The sequence below is a fragment of the Acinetobacter sp. BWR-L5 genome (assembly GCF_039655985.1).
Lineage (GTDB): Bacteria > Pseudomonadota > Gammaproteobacteria > Pseudomonadales > Moraxellaceae > Acinetobacter > Acinetobacter johnsonii.
On record NZ_JAGFEV010000002.1, the window covers coordinates 29680 to 52776 of the forward strand.

At 41.5% G+C, this 23097-nt stretch carries 20 protein-coding genes; 12 read left to right on the plus strand and 8 right to left on the minus strand.

Going from position 1 to position 23097, the window contains the following annotated elements:
- Window positions 1-25: 25 nt before the first annotated feature.
- The 5 genes from JZ787_RS03670 (at window position 26) to JZ787_RS03690 (ending at window position 6628) form a co-directional block, all read left to right on the plus strand.
- Window positions 26-2428, plus strand: a complete 2403-nt coding sequence (locus tag JZ787_RS03670; protein WP_346311700.1) for a glucose/quinate/shikimate family membrane-bound PQQ-dependent dehydrogenase — start codon at window positions 26-28, stop codon at window positions 2426-2428.
- Between the two features lie 380 nt (window positions 2429-2808).
- Entirely contained in the window at window positions 2809-4452 is a 1644-nt protein-coding gene (locus JZ787_RS03675) for a nitrite/sulfite reductase (protein WP_262470694.1), read from the plus strand.
- Complete coding sequence (locus JZ787_RS03680; RefSeq protein ID WP_346311701.1) at window positions 4445-4930, plus strand: DUF934 domain-containing protein; 486 nt, start codon at window positions 4445-4447, stop codon at window positions 4928-4930. Before JZ787_RS03675 ends, JZ787_RS03680 begins: the two co-directional genes overlap by 8 nt.
- A gap of 112 nt (window positions 4931-5042) precedes the next feature.
- A complete protein-coding gene (locus JZ787_RS03685) occupies window positions 5043-6278 on the plus strand; it encodes a hypothetical protein (RefSeq protein WP_346311702.1) in 1236 nt (411 codons plus the stop codon).
- Window positions 6275-6628: an SMR family transporter gene (locus JZ787_RS03690; protein ID WP_205667628.1), complete on the plus strand. Its 354-nt coding sequence runs from the start codon at window positions 6275-6277 to the stop codon at window positions 6626-6628. Before JZ787_RS03685 ends, JZ787_RS03690 begins: the two co-directional genes overlap by 4 nt.
- A gap of 14 nt (window positions 6629-6642) precedes the next feature.
- On the opposite strand, the gene JZ787_RS03695 is transcribed toward JZ787_RS03690, so the two are convergent.
- The 3 genes from JZ787_RS03695 to JZ787_RS03705 form a co-directional block, all read right to left on the minus strand.
- Window positions 6643-7095 (minus strand): VOC family protein, encoded by a 453-nt coding sequence (locus JZ787_RS03695; protein ID WP_062034137.1) that lies wholly within the window; start codon window positions 7093-7095, stop codon window positions 6643-6645.
- Between the two features lie 183 nt (window positions 7096-7278).
- The gene (locus tag JZ787_RS03700) at window positions 7279-8454 is read right to left on the minus strand and encodes an acetyl-CoA C-acyltransferase (protein WP_004983123.1); all 1176 of its coding nucleotides are present in this window, start codon (window positions 8452-8454) and stop codon (window positions 7279-7281) included.
- A gap of 100 nt (window positions 8455-8554) precedes the next feature.
- Window positions 8555-9079: a GspH/FimT family protein gene (locus JZ787_RS03705; protein WP_168158266.1), complete on the minus strand. Its 525-nt coding sequence runs from the start codon at window positions 9077-9079 to the stop codon at window positions 8555-8557.
- Between the two features lie 370 nt (window positions 9080-9449).
- Between JZ787_RS03705 and omp38 the strand changes: the two genes are divergently transcribed.
- Window positions 9450-10460 carry an outer membrane protein Omp38 gene (gene omp38 / locus JZ787_RS03710; protein ID WP_004983121.1) on the plus strand — a complete coding sequence of 337 codons (1011 nt, stop codon included), beginning with the start codon at window positions 9450-9452 and terminating at the stop codon, window positions 10458-10460.
- Window positions 10461-10958: 498 nt separating this feature from the next.
- Here omp38 and JZ787_RS03715 read toward each other — a convergent pair whose 3' ends face one another.
- The 3 genes from JZ787_RS03715 to JZ787_RS03725 all read right to left on the minus strand — a co-directional run bounded on the left by JZ787_RS03715 (window position 10959) and on the right by JZ787_RS03725 (window position 14895).
- Window positions 10959-12422, minus strand: a complete 1464-nt coding sequence (locus JZ787_RS03715) for an amino acid permease (RefSeq protein WP_234950642.1) — start codon at window positions 12420-12422, stop codon at window positions 10959-10961.
- Between the two features lie 9 nt (window positions 12423-12431).
- Window positions 12432-13457, minus strand: a complete 1026-nt coding sequence (locus JZ787_RS03720; protein WP_125274310.1) for a class I SAM-dependent methyltransferase — start codon at window positions 13455-13457, stop codon at window positions 12432-12434.
- 67 nt (window positions 13458-13524) lie between these two features.
- The gene (locus JZ787_RS03725) at window positions 13525-14895 is read right to left on the minus strand and encodes a uracil-xanthine permease family protein (protein ID WP_004695168.1); all 1371 of its coding nucleotides are present in this window, start codon (window positions 14893-14895) and stop codon (window positions 13525-13527) included.
- A gap of 171 nt (window positions 14896-15066) precedes the next feature.
- Between JZ787_RS03725 and typA the strand changes: the two genes are divergently transcribed.
- The 3 genes from typA to JZ787_RS03740 all read left to right on the plus strand — a co-directional run bounded on the left by typA (window position 15067) and on the right by JZ787_RS03740 (window position 17996).
- Window positions 15067-16905, plus strand: a complete 1839-nt coding sequence (gene typA, locus JZ787_RS03730) for a translational GTPase TypA (RefSeq protein ID WP_087528277.1) — start codon at window positions 15067-15069, stop codon at window positions 16903-16905.
- Between the two features lie 199 nt (window positions 16906-17104).
- Complete coding sequence (gene mscL, locus JZ787_RS03735; RefSeq protein ID WP_234950640.1) at window positions 17105-17539, plus strand: large conductance mechanosensitive channel protein MscL; 435 nt, start codon at window positions 17105-17107, stop codon at window positions 17537-17539.
- Window positions 17540-17666: 127 nt separating this feature from the next.
- On the plus strand, window positions 17667-17996 hold the full coding sequence (locus tag JZ787_RS03740; RefSeq protein ID WP_234950639.1) for a gamma-glutamylcyclotransferase family protein: 330 nt from the start codon (window positions 17667-17669) through the stop codon (window positions 17994-17996).
- Between the two features lie 58 nt (window positions 17997-18054).
- Here the strand turns inward: JZ787_RS03740 and JZ787_RS03745 are convergent, their stop codons facing one another.
- Together JZ787_RS03745 and mutM are read right to left on the minus strand one after the other, a co-directional pair.
- Window positions 18055-18339, minus strand: a complete 285-nt coding sequence (locus JZ787_RS03745; RefSeq protein ID WP_004695176.1) for a peptidylprolyl isomerase — start codon at window positions 18337-18339, stop codon at window positions 18055-18057.
- On the minus strand, window positions 18336-19190 hold the full coding sequence (mutM, locus tag JZ787_RS03750; protein ID WP_168158262.1) for a bifunctional DNA-formamidopyrimidine glycosylase/DNA-(apurinic or apyrimidinic site) lyase: 855 nt from the start codon (window positions 19188-19190) through the stop codon (window positions 18336-18338). Before mutM ends, JZ787_RS03745 begins: the two co-directional genes overlap by 4 nt.
- Before the next feature lie 352 nt (window positions 19191-19542).
- On the opposite strand from mutM, the gene JZ787_RS03755 reads away from it, so the two are divergent.
- The 3 genes from JZ787_RS03755 to JZ787_RS03765 all read left to right on the plus strand — a co-directional run bounded on the left by JZ787_RS03755 (window position 19543) and on the right by JZ787_RS03765 (window position 23080).
- Window positions 19543-20823, plus strand: a complete 1281-nt coding sequence (locus JZ787_RS03755) for a carbohydrate porin (RefSeq protein WP_346311703.1) — start codon at window positions 19543-19545, stop codon at window positions 20821-20823.
- A gap of 108 nt (window positions 20824-20931) precedes the next feature.
- Complete coding sequence (locus JZ787_RS03760) at window positions 20932-22047, plus strand: NADH:flavin oxidoreductase/NADH oxidase (protein ID WP_234950636.1); 1116 nt, start codon at window positions 20932-20934, stop codon at window positions 22045-22047.
- Between the two features lie 109 nt (window positions 22048-22156).
- Entirely contained in the window at window positions 22157-23080 is a 924-nt protein-coding gene (locus tag JZ787_RS03765; RefSeq protein ID WP_346311704.1) for an AEC family transporter, read from the plus strand.
- Window positions 23081-23097: the final 17 nt, after the last annotated feature.

Below are 23097 nucleotides of genomic sequence, written 5' to 3' on the forward strand. Positions count from 1 at the left end.
AGAATCTAAGAAAAAGGTGGTCAATATGAGTACTCCGTCTTCAGGTTCAGGACTTAAAACTTTTACAGCTGTGATTGCTGTGATCTTTGGTTTAGTCCTGCTGATAGGAGGGATTTATCTTGCAGTACTTGGTGGGTCTTGGTACTACATCATTGCAGGTTTACTCTTCATCGCGACTGCAGTTCTACTGCAAAAATTAAAAAGTACGGCATTAATCGTTTATGCGTTGTTGGTCTTGGGTACAGTGGTTTGGGGCTTATGGGAAGTGGGTTCAGACTTCTTTGCCTTGGCGCCACGTTTAGATATCCTTGGTTTATTTGGCTTATGGCTACTCATTCCAGCGGTCACACGTGGTTTTGACAACGTAAAAAGTGCAAAACTGGTTTTAACGGGTTCACTGGCGGTGACTATTGCCGTGATGATCTATGCTGTATTTAATGACCCTCAAGAAATTCGAGGTGAGCTGAGCAGCAAGCAGCCTGCAACCGCGCAGTCCATTCCGGGTGTTGCTGATGGCGACTGGCCTGCATATGGCCGTACTCAATCTGGCTTGCGCTATTCTCCTTTAACGCAAATTAATTCTGAGAATGTTAAGGATTTAAAAGTCGCTTGGACCTATAACACAGGCGACTTTAAAACAGAAAATGACTCTGGTGAAACCACCAATCAGGTCACCCCAATTAAAGTTGGGGACAATATGTATATCTGTACCACGCACCAAAAACTTGTTGCACTTGACCCTGCTACAGGTAAGGCGAAATGGACTTTTGATCCGAAACTTAAAGCGGACAATACTTTTCAGCACTTAACCTGTCGTGGCGTGTCTTATTATGATGCGAACAATACGGCTGGTTTTGAAGCCAGCTTGCAGCATAAAAAATCATCGTCTGAGCTATGTCCACGTAAAGTAATCCTACCTGTGAATGATGGCCGTTTAGTTGCCATCAACGCTGATACTGGTGAGCGTTGTACTGACTTTGGTAAAAATGGTGAAGTCGATTTACAAAAAGATATGCCGTTCCCTTATCCAGGCGGTTATATCCCAACGTCGCCACCTGTGGTCACAGGAACGACGATTATTATTGCGGGTTCAACCACAGATAACTATTCAACTGAAGAACCTTCAGGTGTGATCCGTGGTTATGATGTGAATACTGGTGCATTGTTGTGGGTCTTTGACACAGGTGCAGAAGATCCGAACGCGATTCCGGCTCCAGGTCAAAAGTATGTTCAAAACTCACCGAATGCTTGGGCACCATTAGCCTATGATGCAGCTTTGGATATGGTTTACATTCCAACGGGTGTGGGTACGCCAGATATTTGGGGCGGTAACCGTACTGAGTTGCATGAGCGTTATGCTAACTCAATGCTGGCACTGAATGCTTCAACAGGTAAGTTGGTGTGGAACTTCCAAACCACGCATCATGATTTGTGGGATATGGATGTACCATCACAGCCGACATTGACGGATATTAAAGATAAGTCAGGCAAAATGGTTCCTGCCATTTACGTATTAACGAAAACAGGTAATGCCTTTGTTCTAGACCGTCGTACTGGTGCAGCCATTGTTCCAATTACGGAAAAACCTGTACCACAAACAGTGAAACGTGGGCCGCAAACCAAAGGTGAGCGTTACTCTGCGACACAACCTTTCTCAGACTTTGACCTTGCGCCAAAAGAGAAATTGACGGATAAGCAAATGTGGGGCGCAACCATGTTTGACCAGTTGATGTGCCGTGTGTCTTTCCACAAACTGAATTATGACGGTATTTATACCCCACCTTCAGAAAATGGAACTTTGGTTTTCCCAGGCAACTTGGGTGTATTTGAATGGGGCGGTATGTCCGTTAACCCTGATCGTCAAATTGCGGTGATGAACCCAATCGGTTTACCGTTTGTGTCTAAGCTTATTCCAGCCGATCCAAACCGTCCGAAAACAGCCAAAGGTGCAGGCACCGAAGCGGGTGTACAACCGATGTATGGCGTGCCTTACGGTGTAGAGATCAGTGCGTTCTTGTCTCCATTTGGTTTGCCATGTAAACAACCTGCTTGGGGCTTTGTGGCGGGTGTGGATTTAAATACTCATGAAGTTGCATGGAAACGTCGTATTGGTACGATCCGTGACAGCTTACCGGGAATTCAATTACCACCATTTAAAATGGGGGTGCCTATGCTTGGTGGTTCAATCTCAACTGCGGGTAATGTGATGTTTGTCGGTGGTACGCAGGATAATTATATCCGTGCCATCAACGTGACCAATGGTGATGAACTTTGGAAAGGTCGTCTACCAGCGGGCGGTCAAGCAACACCAATGACCTATGAAGCCAATGGCAAACAGTATGTGGTCATTATGGCGGGTGGTCATGGTTCATTTGGTACCAAGATGGGAGATGCTTTGGTGGCATATGCCTTACCCGATGCAAAATAATCTTTTGTAGTCATTTAAACTTTCAAATAGCCTGATTCGTCAGGCTATTTTTATGTCCAATTGGCTTAAAAGGGCAAAGTAACGACGAGAAAAGAATAGAAAAATTGAGATCTGCCCAGAAAGCTGGGTTTAAAATTTATGCGGTAGCAATGGATGGGTTTGTGTGTATGTGATCGGCTGAACGGAGTTAGCTGAATAATGTATAAGTATCTAATAAAAAATACTTTAATCAGAAAAAACCTTTAGGATTAGGGACAAACAGTACATCTACTTATCCTTATCAATAAAACAGCTATGAAATATGTAAAAAACGCATTTTGTTGATAGTTTAAATCTCGTTATGCTGTCAGCCGTTATAATGAAACTACTAGCTGTACGCCATGTATTTATATACTGATTTCGATCAGCAACTGATCAATGAACGTGTTGCACAGTTCCGTGACCAAACGGAACGTTATTTAGCTGGAAAACTCACTGAAGATGAGTACCGCCCATTACGTCTTCAAAACGGTCTCTATGTACAACGCTATGCGCCAATGTTACGTATTGCTGTGCCTTATGGCTTAATGAACTCAACGCAATTGCGCAAAGTTGCAGAACTTGCAACTGAGTTTGACCGTGGTTATGCACACGTTTCAACGCGTCAGAATATTCAGTTTAACTGGCCTGCGCTAGAAAATGTTCCAGACATGCTTCAAGAGCTAGCTTCTGTACAAATGCATGCGATCCAAACTTCAGGTAACTGTATTCGTAACACGACCACAGACCAATATGCAGGTGTTGTTGCAGGTGAAGTGGCTGACCCACGTCCAACGTGTGAATTGATCCGTCAATGGTCAACCTTCCACCCAGAGTTTGCTTTCTTGCCACGTAAGTTCAAGATTGCTGTATCAGCACTTGAAGAAACCGATCGTGCAGCGACCTCATTCCATGATATTGGGGTGTATATCGTTAAAAATGCAGCGGGCGAAATTGGCTATAAAATTAAAGTCGGTGGCGGCTTAGGTCGTACTCCTGTGATTGGTAGTTTCATTCGTGACTTCTTGCCACGTGAAGACCTGATTGCTTACTTAGAAGCCGTACTGCGTGTTTATAACTTACACGGTCGCCGTGATAACAAATACAAAGCACGTATTAAGATTTTGGTGAAAGCGTTGACGCCTCAAGTTTTTGCTGAAAAAGTCGAAGCTGAGTTTGCGCACACCATTAAAACTTTAAAAATTCAGCCTGAAATTTTGCAGAAATTAGACGAAGAATTTATACCGTTTGATTATCAAGATTATGCAGATGAAGATTTTTCTGAACAGTTTGCTGCGCATCCCAAATTCAAACAGTGGTTCAATATCAATACCAATGCGCATAAAGTGAAGGGCTATCGTATTGTCACGATTTCGTTGAAGCGCACGGGTATTGCACCGGGTGACGTGACCACGGAAGAGATGAATTTGATTGCAGACCTTGCAGACAAATACACCTTTGGTGAACTGCGGACCACGCATGAGCAAAATATTTCTTTGGTGGATGTTCCGCAGAAAGATTTATTTGAACTGTGGGCTATTCTTGAAAAAAACAATTTAGCACGTGCGCACATTGGTTTCTTAACCGACATTATTTGCTGCCCAGGCGGTGACTTCTGTTCACTGGCAAATGCGAAATCAATTCCTATTTCAGAAGCGATTTCACGTCGTTTTGATGACTTAGATACCATTTATAACCTTGGCAAACTGGATCTGAATATTTCAGGTTGTATGAATGCATGTGGTCATCACCATGTGGGCAACATTGGTATTTTAGGTGTAGACAAAAAAGGCGCTGAATTCTACCAAATCACTTTGGGTGGTAATGCCGATCATGATGCTTCAATTGGTGACATTTTAGGTCCTTCATTTGCAGCTGAAGTTGTGCCAGACATTGTTGAAGAAATTTTAAATACTTATCTTGACCTTCGTGCTGAGGGTGAAGAATTCATCGACACTTATCGCCGTGTAGGCATTCAACCCTTTAAGGAGCGTGCATATGCTTAATCTCGCACTACAAGTCCTCTCTAAAGATGGCTCGATTGCAGACAATACTTATCAAGTGATTGGTGAAGAGGGTGTTTTACCGCAAGGTGATGTGGTTTTAACGGTTGAGCAGTTAGATCAATTGGCTCAAGTTTCAGGTAAAAAAGCACTCCTTGTTACAGTCGATGCTTCTCCTGAAACGCATGAGTTCCCTTTAGATCAGCTAGATGCCATCTTTATTGATTTTGCGGGTTTTAACGATGGTCGTGGCTATTCATTTGCAGCGCTATTACGCCGTCAAGGTTTCCAAGGTGAACTGCGTGCAACAGGTGATGTGTTTAAAGATGTCTTGAACTACATGAAACGTTCAGGCTTTGATACCTTTGTTATTAAAGAAGGTAAAGACATTCTTGAAGCTGCTGCGGGTCTAAATGATTTTAGAAATCCATATCAAGCATCAACAGCCGTTGCACAAGCCAGTTATCAAACGGGCGCTTAAATTTTCAAGTGAATGTTCATCAAAAAAGCCAAACGAAAGTTTGGCTTTTTTGATGAAACACAATAAGTTTTATGCTAAAAGAAACTTTATTATTATTTTATAAGTTTTTCATATGAATCATTTGAGTGCTGATAATTTGATTATTGAAACTGTAGGCCAGGAGTTGGAACACCTATCAGAAGATCAGTTAGTAGATCTCATAAATAAGTATAAAAGAGGGGATAGATTAGAAAAATTATTAGACGAATTTTCTATTAATATTAGACCAACAATGCTTGTTCGATCATTTCCTTTAGTTCGAGTAAGTAAATGTCCAAATTGCCCTGCTGATTTGGCATGTTCGATAGCTAATAAATCATCAAAGCTACTTTTGAATAATCACAAAGCAGAGTGCTGGAATTGTGGACATAAACCTTATATCTATAATTGTCCGTGTTCTGCGTGTATTGCAATTAGAAGAAAAGAAGAAGTCCAAACTGAAATTAAAATGAAAAATGATATAAAACTAAAAAAGGAAGCCATTGAAAAAGAGTATGGTTTTGAAAGGTATGAAAAAATTGAAGAGGATAGTCTAAGTATCAAAGAAAAAATTTTTCTATGTACGATTTTAAGGTGCTGTTTATCTGAAGATGGCCAATATATAAACCCAATTGGTTCCAGCCTAGAACCTGTTACTCCACATCAAGAATTAACAACTAAAATTATTAAGCATTTAATAAACAATAAAATTTTAGTCCCATCAACTGATTCAGATATCGATGCTTTTGTATTCGATGAAAATAATAAGCCAAACCGTTACTATACTTATGATGTTAAATATGTGCTCAATATTAATGCGAATGACAAATTTAGTTTACTTATAGAGCGTTTATTATATTTAGAAATAGATGTACATGAAAGCTATGAGACATTATTGGATATTTGGAAAGACTTAGCTTTCTACGAAGTATTAAGTTATTTTTTGCATCAAATGAATGATGTGGGGTATGAGCCAAGTATTGGTGAGGTAACAAAGACAACCTTTAGTAAGCTACTTGAAAATTTTTCAGTGGGGCAAGTTTTTAATATAATTTTTAGAGCGGTAGCAAATAGTACAAGGGCTTATCAATCAGGAGAATATGCAAAGAAACATGCTATGAATATGGTTGTTACTTCATGCCGAAACCAAGGTGAGCATGCTATTGCGGAACAACGGGATTTAAAGCTATACAATAGAATTAGACAGCTACCTGAAAGTGAATTGTCTAAAATGCTATTCACAGCTATCCTTCAGCAGCCTCATATAGGTTTTAGAGTATCTCCTACATTGGAAAACTTATTAGAAATAGCAAAGAGTAATAATTTGTGATGTCCTTAGTTACAAAAATTAATCCCGGTGTCATTTGGCTACTTATTGCTATTGCTACAGATGTGCTTTCGACTTTTTATTCCGCAAAAGGTAATGGCTTGGTCAATAAATTGGATCAAGGTATTGCACTGGTGCTTTACATGATTTCTTTTGCGTGTGCCGCCTATGCCTTAAAATTTATGCAAGCGGGAATTTTATATGTGCTGTGGTCTGGCATTGGTGTCATTGCCACAGCACTTCTTGCTAAAGCATTTTTAGGGCAGAACATCGATTTGGCTGGATGGCTCGGTATCGGTTTTATTACCTTGGGGCTCACTATTATTGCGCAATTCTCAAATATTGATGTTTAAAAAGAAGATGCATTTTATCCTTCTTCTAATTGGCAATTCACCATCCACTTCACTCCAAATTGATCGGTAAATGCACCATAGAGTGCGCCCCAAAATGTTTTCTCTAGAGGCATCTCTATTTTTCCATTGGCTGAAAGTGCATCAAATAAGCGTTTTGCATCGGCTTGTTCATGGGCATCTAAGTTAATGGAAATATAGTGGTTGTTGCCTACAGTAAAAACAGTATTGGTTTGGGCACAAAACTGATCATTGGTATCCGAAGCCATCAGAATCGTGCTGGCATTGATGGGAAGCGAAACATGCATGATTTTTTGTTGGTCAGCGTCGGAAAGGGTAACTGAACTTTCATCTGAAGGTAAGTCTCCATAACGCATGAACGTTGCAAACTCTCCACCAAAGACAGACTTGTAAAAATTAAAAGCGGCTTCAGTTTGACCATCAAAGTTGAGGTAGTGATTCAGTTGCATTGTCTTATCCTTGTTGTTTTTTTCGTCGTTATTTTAACAAGTCGTTAAGATCGACCCTAATACAATCTTGTAATAAAAAATCCCTCGCAGTCGAGGGATTTTCATAAATGTCGCTTTTATATCAGCTAATCAGCCAGTCTTTCATTGTATAAAATATGTCAATAAAAGAAAGTTGCTTGAATCTTAAAGTAATTCAATCGCTACAGCAGTTGCTTCACCACCACCGATGCAGAGTGCTGCAATCCCTTTTTTACCACCTGTGCGTTTAAGCGCATGAATCAAAGTCAGGATAATACGTGAACCGGTTGAACCGACAGGGTGACCCAATGCGCAAGCTCCACCATTGATGTTTACTTTTGCAGGATCAAGTTTGAAGTCATCGATTGGACACATGGTCACCATCGCAAAAGCTTCATTGATTTCCCAAAGATCTACGTCTTGTGCATTCCAACCTGTTTTCTTAAGCACTTTTTCAATTGCACCGACTGGTGCAATGGTGAACTCTGATGGATGCTGTGAATTCGATGCATAAGCCACAATTTTCGCTAATGGTGCTAAACCTTTGTTTGATGCATTTTCTGCTGACGTTAAAACTAGTGCGGATGCACCATCCGAGATTGAGCTTGCATTTGCTGCAGTGATGGTGCCATCTTTAGCAAAGGCAGGGCGAAGGCTTGGAATTTTTGCAATATTGGCATTGAACGGTTGTTCATCTTTATCAACGACAACATCACCTTTGCGAGATGAAACTGTCACAGGCACGATTTCATCGGCAAAGTAACCTTCGTTGACCGCTGTTTGTGCACGCTCTAAAGAGCGAATCGCGAAGGCATCCATTTGCTCACGCGTATAGCCACGAGTATTGGCCATATCTTGTGCGAAAGAACCCATCAATCGACCTGTTTCAGCATCTTCTAAACCGTCAAGGAACATGTGGTCTTTAACATCACCATGCCCCATACGGTAGCCTGCACGCGCTTTGGTTAAAATATAAGGAGCATTGGTCATCGACTCCATGCCACCTGCAACCACGATATTTGCCGAACCTGCTTTGATCATATCCGCAGCTTGCATTACTGCTTTCATGCCAGAACCACATAATTTATTGATGGTCACGGCCCCTGTTGAATCAGGTAAGCCTGCTTGGCGCATAGCTTGACGTGCTGGGCCTTGCTTTAAACCCGCAGGTAGAACACAGCCCATGATTACTTCTTCTACATCGTTTGCGTGTAGGCCAGCACGAGCAATCGCTTCTTTAATTGTCACTGCACCGAGTTCTGGAGCGGTTACACTGGCTAAACTGCCTTGAAAACCGCCCATTGCCGTACGAGCACCATTCACAATTACGATGTCTGTCATTTTTTTCTCCGAATCACTTATACGTTTTGTTGGAAACTTAAGCAGTATATGCAAATTTACTCGAGAGAAAAGCTGAAAACGTGATTATGGACTCATGGGTCTAGTTACAGGCATCGAGGGGTTCAGTCCGGGTCTGCCCCATTTTGCTCATGACTAATTTAAAGTGATCCTGACTTTGCATAGAGCAATAATAGAAAGTTCCATTTGAGCCAAGGGGGAGGCCATTTTCAGCTTTAAAGCTTAAAGATGGAAGACTGAGTGTGCCACGCCAATCAAGATTGCCATACTTGAGCTGCTGTTGTTCTGTCCGAATAATCGTTTCACTGGTATCTACTCGTCGGTTTTTATTATTATCGATAAATACAATAAAGCCCATGTTCCACTGATGATTTTGGCATTGAACGAGGTCTTGACTTGGGCAAATCGTGATATTTTGTCGTTGTAAGTTGGCCATGTTTTTGGCTGCATGAATATTATTTCTTAGTGTATTCAGTGTCTTGGTTCGCTCTTGTGCTGCCATATACTGATGAAAATGAGGAAGAGCTACTGTACAAATGATCAGAATAATGCTAATAGTGATCATAAGTTCAAATAAAGTGAACCCTTTTTTATTGATAAAAAACATATGGTTATCCAGTTTTATTGTTATGGCGCTATTTTTTTATTTATTAAAGCTTTGTTTATCAAACAAATTTTATACATAATTAGTAGTACTCAACTTGTTTAAAAAGCTGTTAAAATGTAAGACAAGTGAAAATAAGCTATTCGCAAGTAAAAATTGAGTAAAAAATTACCGAATTACAACGGAAATTGTAAGTAATTTTGTCAATAATTTACTTGATTAAAGTTATCAAGCACTTGGAAAAAAAATAAAGTGTTTGTATGATTCATTGCGAATAGCTTAAAAATAAAACTGGGGTATAAAAAAGCCTATCTCAGAATGGTTAAATAAGCTTAAGCTTGAAAAACAATTGTTATCTCTGGAGGATAAATCCATGAAAATGAGTCGTATTGCATTAGCAATGCTCGTAGCTGCTCCTTTAGCTGCTGCAAACGCGGGCGTAACTGTTACTCCATTAATGCTTGGTTACACTTTCCAAGACAGTAAACACAACAATGGTGGTGATCATTTAACAAATGGTCCTGAGCTACAAGACGATTTATTCGTTGGTGCAGCACTTGGCGTTGAATTGACTCCTTGGTTAGGTTTTGAAGCTGAATATAACCAAGTTAAGGGTGATATTGATTCGGCTGTTGCTAACTCAGAATACAAACAAACTCAAATCAACGGTAACTTCTACGCTACTTCTGATTTGATTACTAAAAACTACGACAGCAAAATTAAGCCATACGTACTATTAGGTGCTGGTCATTACAAATATGACTTAGGTGATATTGGTCTTAAAGATGACGAAGGCACTCTAGGTAATGCTGGTTTCGGTGCTTTCTGGCGCTTGAATGATGCTTTATCTCTACGTACTGAAGCTCGTGCTACTTACAACATCGATGAAGATTTCTGGAACTACACAGCGCTTGCTGGTCTTAACGTAGTTCTTGGTGGTCACTTGAAACCTGCTGCTCCAGTAGTAGAAGTTGCTCCAGTTGAGCCAGTTGCTCCAGTTGAACCACAAGAGTTAACTGAAGACCTTAATATGGAACTTCGTGTGTTCTTTGATACAAACAAATCAAACATCAAAGACCAATACAAGCCAGAAATCGCTAAAGTTGCTGAGAAGTTAGTTGAATATCCAAACGCTACTGCTCGCATCGAAGGTCACACAGACAACACTGGTCCACGTGCATTGAACGAACGTTTATCTTTAGCTCGTGCTAACTCTGTTAAATCGTCTCTAGTAAACGAGTACAACGTTGATCCAGCTCGTTTGTCTACTCAAGGTTTCGCTTGGGACCAACCGATTGCTGACAACAACACTAAAGAAGGCCGTGCTATGAACCGTCGTGTATTCGCGACAATTTCTGGCAGCCGTACAGTTCAAGCTCAATAATCTGAGTTTTAACTAAAAAAACGACTCTTCGGAGTCGTTTTTTTATGCCGTTAGATAATGAAATTTATGTTAACTCGTGTTGATGAAAATAAGGTTGAACCAGTGCAAAAGCCGTTGAGACTTACGGTGTTCGTGGTCATTTATGCATAGGATATAAGACACTGTTAGAAGTATTTAATTTTAGAAGATAAATCTAAGAAGAATGAACAGGGGATTTCCATTTACTCATGCTTCACAACATCGATAATAGCTTTAGCTTTAGCTTTCGAACGAATGGGTATTTCTAGTTGTCTAGCTCTGTAAGGCTTTTTTGCCAAAGAAATATTATTTATAGTTTGATATTTAGTGTCTATAAGTTGATAGAGGTCGGGACTCAATAAGCTGTCTTATTAAGATTTACATTAGTTATTAATTCGTTATATTTGGGTAAAAAAATAAATAATGAAATGGAAGATAATAAAAAACAGCCCGAAGGCTGTTTTTTATTATGAAAGAATTTTATTCGCGATCAGGATTCATTGGACTGACATCCATTTCTTGGTAAGAAACCAGTTTGGTTTTGTATTTCCATTTATAGCCTAGCCAAATCGCCAAGAATAAGAAAATACCAATATAGGTCGATAAAACAGAGAGCCATTCGCCATCAAGTACCGCTTGGTAGTTTTGACCTAAAACAACAATGGCGCACAGGATAAAGGCAAACCAAGGGGCAAAGGGGAAGAATTTTGCACGATAAGCTAAGTCTTCAACCTTATGCCCTTGGGCAACATATCCTTTACGGAAACGATAGTGTGAAACAGCAATCCCTAACCAAACAATAAAGCCACACATACCCGACATGTTGAGCAGCCAATTAAAGACCTGTTCTTCGCCAATGAAAGTAGTTAAGAAGCAAAGTGCAGCAATTGCAGTTGTCGCATAAAGTGCATTCATGGGTACGCCGCGTGGGTCTAATTTGGCAAACAGTTTAGGTGCACTGCCATTTTGGGCCATATTGAACAGCATACGCGTCGATGAATACATCCCTGAATTACCTGCCGATAGAATCGCGGTTAAAATCACGGCATTCATAACACTGGCAGCAAAGGCAAAACCAGCTTTTTCATAGAGTAAGGTAAATGGAGAGAGTGCAATATTCTCTGATGAAGCCGCTTGTAACAAAAGTGGATCATCATATGAAATGAGTGTACCGATAATGAAAATACACACCACATAAAACAGTAGGATGCGCCAAAAAATCTGTTTGATGGCAATCGGGATCGTCTTTTGTGGATCCTTCGATTCACCTGCAGCAACACCGACCATTTCGGTACCTTGGAACGAGAACCCTGCAATCATCGCGACACCAATCAGTGCAGATAAGCCACCAACGAAGGGTGCTTCACCTTTGGTCCAGTTGGCAAAAGTTGCGACACCTGGCGTCATCATGATTTTAGCTATCATGAAAATACCAATGATGATAAATACAATGATGGCAAGGACTTTAACCAAGGAGAAGAAGAACTCACTTTCACCAAAGCCTTTGACTGTCAGTGCATTGATCCCAAAGACAACAGCTAAGAAGAGAGCACTCCAGTAGAAACCGGGCAGATCGGGAAACCAGAATTTCATAATGAATTGGACTGCAACCAATTCAAATGCAACCGTAATGGCCCAGTTATACCAATAGTTCCAGCCAAGGGCGAAACCAAAACCACCTTCAACATACTTGGTGCCATAGGTGAAAAATGCACCGGATGTTGGGTTGTGTGTTGCCAACTCACCCAGACTGGTCATGAGAAAGTAAATCATCACACCAATTAAGCAGTAGGCCAATAACGCCCCGCCAGGGCCAGCATTTGCAATGGTTGCACCTGAGGCAAGGAATAAACCTGTACCAATTGAACCACCAATGGCGATCATATTCAGATGGCGAGCTCCAAGCTTCCGCTTGAGTTGAGCTGGTTGAGTCATTTCGCTCATCATTGTTCCTTAAGATTTCTTTTGTGTGCTGGCAAACAGCACTTTAAAGCCTTGTTGATCGGCTTTGGTTGTACATTGGCCAAAACTTTGCTCAATGAGTAATGGATAATTCAGAAAGCGGTTGGCAACAATCCACAACTCGCCATCCGATTTAAGATGGCGACGGGATGTTTTGCATAAATTTTCGCTGGCATTGTAATCTGTATGAATGCCTTGATGGAATGGGGGATTGCTGACGATTGCGTGTAAAAACAGAGGAGCATCCTCAATTCCGTGTACCGCTTTAATCTCAAGTTGTTCTGGTAAAAGGTTATTTTTCTCAAAAGTCATTTTTGTTGAAGCGAGTGCAAAGGCATCGACATCCAGTGCAAAAATGCGATTTTTCGGATTTAACTTGGCCAAATAAGCACTGATCACGCCTGCACCACAGCCAAAGTCTGCAATTTTTCCAGAAGTGACCTGTGAAAGGTGAGGCAATAACACTGCTGTGCCCACGTCTAGACGATTTTGACTAAATACACCCGGTAATGCACAAATCTGTAATTCACCTTTCGGGGTTGGCACTGTATATAGTTGAGCCCAATCGGCCAAAGGTTTTGCGGTTACGGTTTTTTCGGTGATTAACTGCCACATTTGACAATGTCGAGCGCTGTCTAATTTGAGGGTTTTACCAAAAGGTTGCAGCTGTTTAGAGGCGCGTTCTACACCTCCTTTCTTTTCACCAACTAAAAAGATCGATGCGCCTACGGCCAAACGACTCACCAGTTGGTGTAGCACATAATTGAGTAGTTCTTTTGACTTTGGAACAAACACGATGGCTTGATCAAAAGCGACATCAGGCAAATCTGTACCAAAATGCACATCACTTTGTTGGTTTTGGAAATATTGTAATTCGTTAAAATTCCATGTCCAAAAATGTGGTTCTACAGTACCAATTAACTGTGTGTTTAATTCGTCACACGGTGCATTGACCAGTAAAACTGAACCAGAGAGAAATTCTTGCTGGCGAAGAACAACTTCACTTCGTGGATCCATTTTATATACTCCATTGTAAAAACGATGCCCAGACAGTGCTGGGCAAAGTGCATACTGAAATGAACAATTATTTCTTCGTTTCAGGAAGAATAATATTTAATAACAAGGCTGCAATACCACCTGTCGCAACACCTGAACTGAAGATGTTACGGAATAATTCGGGTAAATGTTCCAAAATTTGTGGAACTTGTGCAACACCTAAACCGAGTGCCAATGAAATGGCAATAATCAGTAGTGCGCGGCGGTCAAGATGAATACCTGACAGAATGTTAATTCCAGAGGCTGCTACAGCTCCAAACATCACCATCACAGCGCCGCCTAAAACAGCTTGAGGCACTGCCTGAATCACACCTGCAACAGCAGGGAGTAAACCCAAAATCACCAATAACGCAGCAATCCAGATGCCGACATAACGGCTCGCAACGCCAGTAAGCTGAATCACGCCATTATTTTGTGCAAAGACCGAACTAGGAAAGGTATTGAAAATACCAGCAAGGAAAGAGTTTGCACCATTCACCAAGACACCGCCTTTAATACGCTCCATCCATGTTGCACCATCGACAGGTTGGTTAGAGAGTTTAGAGGTTGCTGTAATATCACCAATTGCTTCTAAAGACGTCACTAAATAGATGAAGGCCATTGGAATAAACAAGCTCCAAGAGAAGCTTAGTCCAAAATGCATTGGCGTCGGAACTTGTACTAAAGGCGCATCTTTTAAACCTGAAAAATCCAGATGCCCCATAAAGCCTGCAAGAGTGTACCCTGCAATTAAGGCAATTAAGATAGCAGAACTTTTTACCCATGTAATACGGATGCGATTCAGCAAGATAATTAAGCCTAAAACCGTACACGACATGATTAGGTTGTCTGCATTGGCAAAGGTATTGTTTGACATGGCTTGATAGCCACCACCCATGCTGATCAGACCTTCTTTAATGAGGGTCAAACCAATCAATAACACCACAATGCCTGTTACCAATGGGGTAATTAACATTTTCACCCAAGGCAGAATACGTGACACGCCCATTTCAATAAATGAACCTGCGATTACCACACCAAAAATTGCAGCCATGACGGATTCTACTGGAGTACCTGCAGCAACCATGGCAGAGCCGATTCCAATAATCGGGCCGATAAAGTTAAAACTGGTGCCCTGAACAATTAATAAGCCTGCACCAAAAGGTCCAACTTTTTTACATTGTAAGAAGGTTGCAATCCCTGAAATGACCAAAGACATGGATAAAATCATGTTGGTGTCCTCTTTCGACACACCAAGCGCTAGACAGATGAGTAAGCCCGGAGTAACAATTGGGACAATAATTGCAAGGAGATGTTGAAAGGCAGCAAGAAAAGCAATGATTGGGCGAGGGCGGTCGTTTAAACCATAGACCAAATCGAGTTGATCTGTTTGATTGGGAGAGAGATTTTGATCAGACATATGTCAAAGGGTGTTAGCAAGGTGGCGCTATTCTAATCGCTTTACACAGCTTTACAAAATTAATTACACACCACTTATCAAAAAAAATGAGTCTGTCAATAAACTGTCACTACTAAATTCTATTATTTTTCTGTATAATTTGCCCTCAAACTTTAGGCGTATCGAATTTACATGTCAGATATCAAAACTCTCCGCAACATTGCCATCATTGCGCACGTTGACCACGGTAAAACCACTCTAGTAGACAAACTTTTACAGCAATCAGGTGCACTTGGCGATCGTGCAGGCGAGATTGAGCGTGTCATGGATTCAGGCGCGATTGAAAGTGAACGTGGTATTACCATTCTTGCAAAAAACACTGCAATCAAATGGTTAGATGCACGTACCAATACAGAATACCGTATTAACATCGTCGACACCCCAGGACACGCGGACTTCGGTGGTGAAGTTGAACGTGTAATGTCGATGGTTGACTGTGTACTTCTACTTGTTGACTCTCAAGAAGGCCCAATGCCACAAACTCGTTTCGTAACGCAAAAAGCGTTCGCACGTGGTTTGAAGCCAATCGTAATTATCAACAAAGTCGACAAGCCAAGCGCGCGTCCAGATTGGGTTATTGATCAAGTGTTTGATTTGTTTGATAACTTAGGTGGTTCTGACGAGCAGTTAGACTTCCCAGTTGTTTACGCTTCAGGTCTTCGTGGTGTTGCTGGTCCATCTCCAGAAGAACTTGCTGAAGATATGACTCCATTGTTCCAAACCATCGTAGACATTGTTGAGCCACCAGCAGTTGATGTTGATGGTCCATTCCAAATGCAGATTTCTTCACTTGACTATAACAGCTTCGTAGGTGTTATCGGTGTTGGTCGTATTCAACGTGGTTCTGTAAAATTAAACACACCAGTAACTGTGATTGATAAAGACGGTAAGACACGTAACGGTCGTATCTTAAAAATCATGGGTTACCATGGTTTAGAGCGTGTTGATGTTGAATCTGCTCAAGCAGGCGATATCGTGTGTATCACAGGTATTGATGAACTTCATATTTCTGACACCATTTGTGATCCGAAAAATGTTGAAGCTTTACCAGCATTGTCTGTAGATGAACCTACAGTAACCATGACTTTCCAAGTAAACAACTCTCCGTTTGCTGGTAAAGAAGGTAAATTTGTTACTTCACGTAATATCCGTGAACGTTTAGACCGCGAATTAATTCACAACGTTGCGCTTCGTGTTGAAGATACTGATAGTCCTGATAGCTTTAAAGTATCAGGTCGTGGTGAACTTCACCTTTCAGTTCTTATTGAAAACATGCGTCGTGAAGGCTTCGAGATGGGCGTATCTCGCCCACAAGTAATCTTGAAAGAAGTTGATGGCGAAAAGCAAGAGCCATACGAAAACGTAACATTTGACGTTGAAGAACAGCACCAAGGTTCTGTAATGGAACAAATGGGTCATCGTAAAGGCGAAATGACGAATATGGAAGTTGACGGTAAAGGCCGTATCCGTATTGAAGCAACTGTTCCTTCACGTGGCTTAATTGGTTTCCGTTCTGAATTCTTGACCATGACTTCTGGTACAGGAATCATGACTTCAAGTTTCTCACACTACGGTCCAATGAAACAAGGTACTGTTGCGAAACGTCAAAACGGTGTGTTGATTTCTATGGTTCAAGGTACTTGCCTTGGCTATGCATTGTTCACATTGCAAGACCGTGGTCGTCTATTTGCTAAACCTCAGTTAGAAGTTTACGAAGGTATGATCATTGGTATTAACTCTCGTTCAGATGACATGACAGTTAACCCAACTAAAGCAAAACAGTTAACAAACGTACGTGCTTCTGGTACTGATGATGCGTTGACTCTTGTTCCTGCTGTTGAATATACGCTTGAACAAGCGCTTGAATTCATTGAAGATGATGAATTAGTTGAAGTGACACCTAAGTCAATCCGTATCCGTAAACGCTGGTTGACTGAAAATGAACGTAAACGTAACCGTTCTGGTAAATAAGTTTTAAAATGATGTTGCCTCATGCGGGGCAGCGACATTTAAAAATGCCATCAATTAATTGATGGCATTTTTTGTTTAAAATTAGCAAACCAATATATAAAAGCAGATGATTTCCGAGTAAATTACATGGAAATGAAGCTATAAAATTAATGTATACTTCGTCACATAAATTAAAGTCAAAAAATAACTGGAGATTTAGATGAGTATTGTTCAAGAGTTTCGCGAATTTGCGGTAAAAGGTAACATGGTTGATTTGGCTGTCGGTGTGATCATCGGTGGTGCATTTGGTAAAATTGTCGATTCCTTGGTGAAAGACATCATTATGCCGTTGATCACGGTGGTGACTGGTGGTGGTGTAGACTTCACACAGAAATTCTTTGTTTTGGGGGATAACCCAAATAATTTACAGTCTTTAGATGAGTTGACCAAAGCTGGGGTGAACGTCCTGACTTATGGTAACTTCCTTACGATTTTAATTAATTTCATCATTTTGGCATGGGTGGTGTTCTTAATGGTGAAAATGATCAATCGTATGCGCCGTAAACAAGAAGAAGCAGCGCCAGCACCAGCAGCAACGCCAGAAGATATCGCGTTGCTACGTGAAATTCGTGATGAATTGAAAAAACGTCAGTAATCGAACGGTTAAAATAAAACGGCACATCAAGTGCCGTTTTTTTATGTCTGAGACTTATCGAAAGACTGGTTTTTGTACAATTTTGACTTTATGATGCGCGATGATTGAATAGCGGTGGTGATGCCAAATGAACCAATTATTTGTCTATGGGACACTTCGTCCAAATCATGAAAATGCCCATCTTTTAGAGCGCATAGGTGGAACATGGCAAAAAGGCTATGTGCATGGCATGGTGCATATTTTGGATTGGGGACCCGACAAAGGCTTATTCGCCATCGTCTTAGACCCACAAGCAGCAGCAGTTGAAGGATATTTTTTTAGTAGTGAAAAATTAACCGAACATTGGGATGCGTTGGATGAATTTGAAGGGATACAATATCGAAGGGTGAGGGTGCAAGGGATGCTGGAATCTGGCGAACGTATTGATGCTTGGACATATGAGATGAAAGAGGCTTAATCAAATACAGCGTCCGTGATGTGCTTAGACTTAAACACATCACACACCGCGTAGCCTTTTAAAAATCCATACGGAATTTAATTTCTAGTAAATGAAAACCAAATTGGCTCTTGATGGGGCCATGTAGTACTTTTTCAGCAGCACTAAAGACCAATTTATCAATCACAGGCACCAGTTGGCCTTTTTTGACTTCACCCAGTTCACCACCGCGCTTAGCTGAATTACAGGTGGAATATTGCTTGGCAATTTTGGCGAAATCGGCGCCATCGTGGATTTTCTTTTTCAGTTGTTCAGCGAGGTCTTTGTCTTTGACCAAAATATGACGAACAATGGCAGTTTTCATTTGGTTTTTCCTCGAGCTGTGGTTTTGGGCTTAGGTTGCACTTTTTTCAGCGGTTGGCATTCGGGACAAAATACAGAAGCACGCTGTCCTAGTTTGATGTTTTCAAGTGTGGTTTCGCAGTTCACACACATTTCACCTGCTCGACCATAAGCCAATAAGGTTTGTTGAAAGTAACCATTTTCACCCATTGCGTTGGAATAGTCCCGCAGGGTAGAACCACCTAAATCGATGGCCTGCTGCAAAATACGTTTAATCTCGACCACCAATTTTTCAATTTGGCTGGGTGTTAAACTAGACGCCACTTGCGCAGGGTGTATGCCCAAATTAAACAAACTCTCTGTGGCATAGATATTTCCGACACCAACCACCACGTGATTATCCATGATTGCAACTTTTGTGCCGACCTGTTTGTTTTTTAACTTTTGACTTAAATATTCAGCGTTAAAATCAGCACTCAGTGGTTCAGGCCCAAGCGTATCGATTAACTTGGTTTGCGAATATTTATCCAACCATAAAATACAGCCGAAGCGGCGCGGATCATGGTAGCGTAGCTCGACATCTTCAAAACGAATAATCAAATGATCGTGTTTACGCAGCGTTTCACCCACTTCACAAATACGGAAACTCCCTGACATGCCCAAATGCCAAAGCATCGTGTCTTGTTCAAAAATGGCCAAAATGTATTTAGAGCGGCGTTTGAGTTGAATTAAACGCTGTCCCACCAGTTTGTTGAGATCGGCGGGAATTGGCCAACGTAGGCTCGACTGGCGAACTTCAACACTGAGCACTTGTTGATCTAATAACGGCGCTAAACTGGCTTTGGTGGTTTCAACTTCAGGTAATTCTGGCATGGCAACATGAGACGATAAAACTTGAGGCTAATATTGCGGTGTACACGCAAGATTGCAAGTGATTTCAGTCAGGGACTTGCTTTTAGCGCATTTGTACAAAGCTAAACTGCGGGGTTGTCTGTTGTGATCAGGAATCATCCTCTTTAAATAGCATTCTTGAATTGAGTGAAAACTGCTATGAATCACCCAAATCCAATCTTCTATTTATAGCTGTGGGCGATATTGATAACTTTTTTTTGACTTAATGATAAAAATTTTGCTGAGATCTTTGTTTGAAAATTATGTACTTTTCATTAAATTTTTCATTTAAATAAAATGAATTGTTCTTCATTTTAGTTTGGGGCTTAGGTTTATGCGACAGTTTTCTTTCTCTTTATTTGCAACTGCAATGTGTGCCTGGGCGACAGTGAGTCATGCGGAGCAGATGTTGGATGTACATGGTCAGTATTTGTTTGGTGACTGGCAGGGAAAACGAACTGAATTGGCGCAAAAAGGCATTAAGTTTGAAGCTAATGCTTTAACAGATACCAACTATTTGGCGGATGGCGGGCATAATGCAGGTGCAAGCCCAAATACCGCTTCACAGTTTTGGCTAGGTACACAATTTGATTTAGAGAAGCTAGCGGGCTGGGAAGGGGTCACTGTTCGTTTTGTTGCGACTGCGCGTCAAGGACAAAGTACCTCAATTCGCGATTTGCAAGATCCTTCTGCACCGCAATTAGCCAATGTACAAGCCACTTATGGTCGTGGAAACCAAGACAGCCGTTTGTCAGAGCTTTCAATTGAAAAACGTTTTAAAGAACAAGGGCTCAGTGTCAAAGTTGGGCGACTGGGTTTGGGTTCTGATTTTGATGTGATGGCGTGTGATTTTGTCAGTAATGCCTTTTGTGCCGCGCAAATGGGGAAATGGCAGGGTAATATCTGGATGAATACGCCGGTTTCACAATGGGGTGGCCGCATTAAGTATCAACTGACCCCTGAAGTGACAACTCAAGTGGGTGTTTATGAATTCAATCCAGATAATGGCAATGGAAAAGCCGAAGGACAAGGTTGGAGCCTAGACACAGAGCATGCCGACGGTGTGACTATTCCAGTAGAAGTGATTTGGACACCAAAAGCACTGTTTAATGGTTTGGCGGGGAGTTATCGGGTTGGTGGGATTTATAACACCGCAGATGATCCGAATAACCAATATGACGTGGCTTATGGCAAAGGTGTGGTTGGCGAAGACCGGACGTTTGCAGGTTGGATTGCCATAGAACAGCAACTGACTTCAACGGGTGCAGGGCGCCAAGGTTTGCATAGTTTTGCCAATTTTACATGGCATGATCGCATCACCAATAAAGTAGATAACTCACAACAAGTGGGGCTGAAATATATTGGGGTATTTGAGCAGCATCCGACGGATATTTTAGGTTTGGGGGTGAATCGTGTACATCTGAATGAGCGATTCACTGCGGGGAAAGCACAGTATGATGCGAGCGCGGAATACAATATTGAACTGAACTATAGCTATAACGCTACGCCGTGGTTAATGTTACGTCCCAACATTCAGTATGTGGTCAACTCAGGTTCAAGCCATGTGGTGGATAATGCACTGGTCTTGGGGCTCGGAAGCCGTATTATTTTCTAAATGGATAGCCATAAAAGTGCAAAGGTTTGACAGCAGATTTGCACTTTTAGCGTTGAATGCAAGGCACTTTATTTGTTATAGATCATAGTGAGTACAGGGAGAGCTGTGATGCCATTATTATTTCAACCCATTCAATTTGGGGATCTAAACTTAACAAATAAAATCGTGATTGCGCCGATGTGCCAATATTCAGCCAATGATGCGGGTGAGCTGAGCTATTGGCATGAGCAACAATGGGCCAATTATGCTTTGTCAGGTGCGGGCTTATGTATTGTTGAAGCGACAGCCGTACAAGCGGTAGGACGGATCAGTTTTGCGGATTTAGGACTGTGGAATGATTTGCAACGTGCACAAATGAAAGCCTTGCTCAGAAAAGTTAAAACACTCTCTCCGATGCCTTTTGCCATCCAACTAGCACATGCGGGACGTAAAGCATCGACCGACCGACCTTGGTCGGGAAAAGGTCAGATCAAACCGAATGAACCGCATGGTTGGCAAACGGTGTCTGCCAGTGATGTCCCCTTTAAGCCTGAAGAACATGCACCACATGCTTTGAGTGTGACGGAGATGCAAGACATCATCGATGATTTTGCTAGCGCAGCAGTGCGCGCAGTAGATGCAGGTTTTGAGCTGATCGAATTACATGCAGCCCATGGCTATTTGTTGCATCAGTTTATGTCACCCCTGTCGAACCGACGTACCGATGAATATGGTGGAAGTTTTGAAAACCGTATTCGATTTACCTTAGAAGTGTTTCAAGCCATTAAACAAGCTGTTCCTGAAAATTATCCCGTGGGTATACGTTTATCTGCGACCGATTGGATGGAGTCGACTGCAACAGAAAGTTGGGATATTGATTCAACAGTGGGGCTGTCGAAAGCGTTAGAGCAACTCGGTGCCGCTTATATTCATGTTTCAAGTGGTGGCTTGCATGTGGAACAAGACATTCAGATTAAGGCCAAATATCAAGTGCCTTTTGCCCACGCAGTGAAACAAGCGGTGAAAATTCCAGTCATTGCGGTGGGCTTGATTACAGAAGCCAAGCAGGCTGAACATATTTTGGAGGCGCAAGAAGCCGATGCAATTGGTCTGGCACGCGCCATGTTGTATGACCCACGATGGCCGTGGCATGCAGCCGCAGAACTGGGTGGGAAAGTCTCTATCGCACCGCAGTATTTACGGTGTCAGCCACATGGGATCAAAGATTTGTTTTCTGCATTCTAATCGCATAAGCATTTTGCTTCGCTATTGGGCTTTAAAAATATTTCAACTGAGTAAAGGTGTATCCTAGGATAGGTCTTTACTTACATCATCTGGAAAAGGAACAGCTTGAATGATTTTTTCGGTAATTTTTCCAGTTTTTTTCATACTCTTCCTTGGTTTTGCCTCTGTCAAAATTCAGTTGCTCGCTAAAGAGCAAATGACTGCAATCAGTGCTTTTGTCATCAAAATTGCGTTACCTGCTTTATTGTTGCACGCCTTAGCTTCAAAAGATTTGCATGAAATTTGGTATCCGTCATATTTTTATGTTTATGCAGCTGTGACCTTTGGCTTATTTATTACGGCTTTTATTTTAGGTCAAAAGCTATTTAAGAATCACTTTACCCATGCTGCAGTTTTTTCACTGGGTGCATCCATGTCCAATACGGGGTTATTGGGAGCAGCAATTTTGACGCTGCTGATGGGAAGTGAAGCGATGATTTATATTTCATTGGTGGTGATCATTGAAAGTGTATTTCTTGTACCGCTGATGCTCACTCTGGCAGAAATAGGGCGACAAAGACAAGCCAATTTAGCCTCCATTTTAAAAACTACATTTCTTACGCTACTTAAAAATCCACTGTTCTTGTCGGTGATGCTTGGTATGAGTTGTGCGATTTTCGAAATTCAAATTCCACATTTAATTGACCAAGTGTTTGCGATGTTAGGCCAGACTGCTGCACCTTTAGCGCTCTTTATTATTGGTGGGGGAATGGTGGGTCTCACTATTCAGTCTTTTAACCTGCAAACGGTTTATCTGGTGGTATCTAAAAATATTTGTATGCCGCTATTGGTTTATTTAGGACTGATCTATTTGACTGCATTGGACCCAAAGATGATTTATGCAGGGACCTTGATTGCGGCTTTGCCGATGCCGTCTTTGTTTGGAATTTTTGGGCAAGTGTATGGTTTGAATGAAAAAGCACTCACTCCACTGATGATCAGCACGCTATTGAGTTTTGTGGTGGTCAGTGTCTTGATTGGTCTTTGGTGGTAAAAAAATACTCTCCGAGG

What these genes read in the sequence shown, in the direction of transcription:
- JZ787_RS03670 (WP_346311700.1), top strand. Translation starts at nt 26, where the DNA reads ATGAGTACTCCGTCTTCAGGTTCAGGACTTAAAACTTTTACAGCTGTG.
- JZ787_RS03675 (WP_262470694.1), top strand. Translation starts at nt 2,809, where the DNA reads ATGTATTTATATACTGATTTCGATCAGCAACTGATCAATGAACGTGTT.
- JZ787_RS03680 (WP_346311701.1), top strand. Translation starts at nt 4,445, where the DNA reads ATGCTTAATCTCGCACTACAAGTCCTCTCTAAAGATGGCTCGATTGCA.
- JZ787_RS03685 (WP_346311702.1), top strand. Translation starts at nt 5,043, where the DNA reads ATGAATCATTTGAGTGCTGATAATTTGATTATTGAAACTGTAGGCCAG.
- JZ787_RS03695 (WP_062034137.1), bottom strand. Translation starts at nt 7,095, where the DNA reads ATGCAACTGAATCACTACCTCAACTTTGATGGTCAAACTGAAGCCGCT.
- JZ787_RS03700 (WP_004983123.1), bottom strand. Translation starts at nt 8,454, where the DNA reads ATGACAGACATCGTAATTGTGAATGGTGCTCGTACGGCAATGGGCGGT.
- JZ787_RS03705 (WP_168158266.1), bottom strand. Translation starts at nt 9,079, where the DNA reads ATGTTTTTTATCAATAAAAAAGGGTTCACTTTATTTGAACTTATGATC.
- omp38 (WP_004983121.1), top strand. Translation starts at nt 9,450, where the DNA reads ATGAAAATGAGTCGTATTGCATTAGCAATGCTCGTAGCTGCTCCTTTA.
- JZ787_RS03715 (WP_234950642.1), bottom strand. Translation starts at nt 12,422, where the DNA reads ATGAGCGAAATGACTCAACCAGCTCAACTCAAGCGGAAGCTTGGAGCT.
- JZ787_RS03720 (WP_125274310.1), bottom strand. Translation starts at nt 13,457, where the DNA reads ATGGATCCACGAAGTGAAGTTGTTCTTCGCCAGCAAGAATTTCTCTCT.
- JZ787_RS03725 (WP_004695168.1), bottom strand. Translation starts at nt 14,895, where the DNA reads ATGTCTGATCAAAATCTCTCTCCCAATCAAACAGATCAACTCGATTTG.
- typA (WP_087528277.1), top strand. Translation starts at nt 15,067, where the DNA reads ATGTCAGATATCAAAACTCTCCGCAACATTGCCATCATTGCGCACGTT.
- mscL (WP_234950640.1), top strand. Translation starts at nt 17,105, where the DNA reads ATGAGTATTGTTCAAGAGTTTCGCGAATTTGCGGTAAAAGGTAACATG.
- JZ787_RS03740 (WP_234950639.1), top strand. Translation starts at nt 17,667, where the DNA reads ATGAACCAATTATTTGTCTATGGGACACTTCGTCCAAATCATGAAAAT.
- JZ787_RS03745 (WP_004695176.1), bottom strand. Translation starts at nt 18,339, where the DNA reads ATGAAAACTGCCATTGTTCGTCATATTTTGGTCAAAGACAAAGACCTC.
- mutM (WP_168158262.1), bottom strand. Translation starts at nt 19,190, where the DNA reads ATGCCAGAATTACCTGAAGTTGAAACCACCAAAGCCAGTTTAGCGCCG.
- JZ787_RS03755 (WP_346311703.1), top strand. Translation starts at nt 19,543, where the DNA reads ATGCGACAGTTTTCTTTCTCTTTATTTGCAACTGCAATGTGTGCCTGG.
- JZ787_RS03760 (WP_234950636.1), top strand. Translation starts at nt 20,932, where the DNA reads ATGCCATTATTATTTCAACCCATTCAATTTGGGGATCTAAACTTAACA.
- JZ787_RS03765 (WP_346311704.1), top strand. Translation starts at nt 22,157, where the DNA reads ATGATTTTTTCGGTAATTTTTCCAGTTTTTTTCATACTCTTCCTTGGT.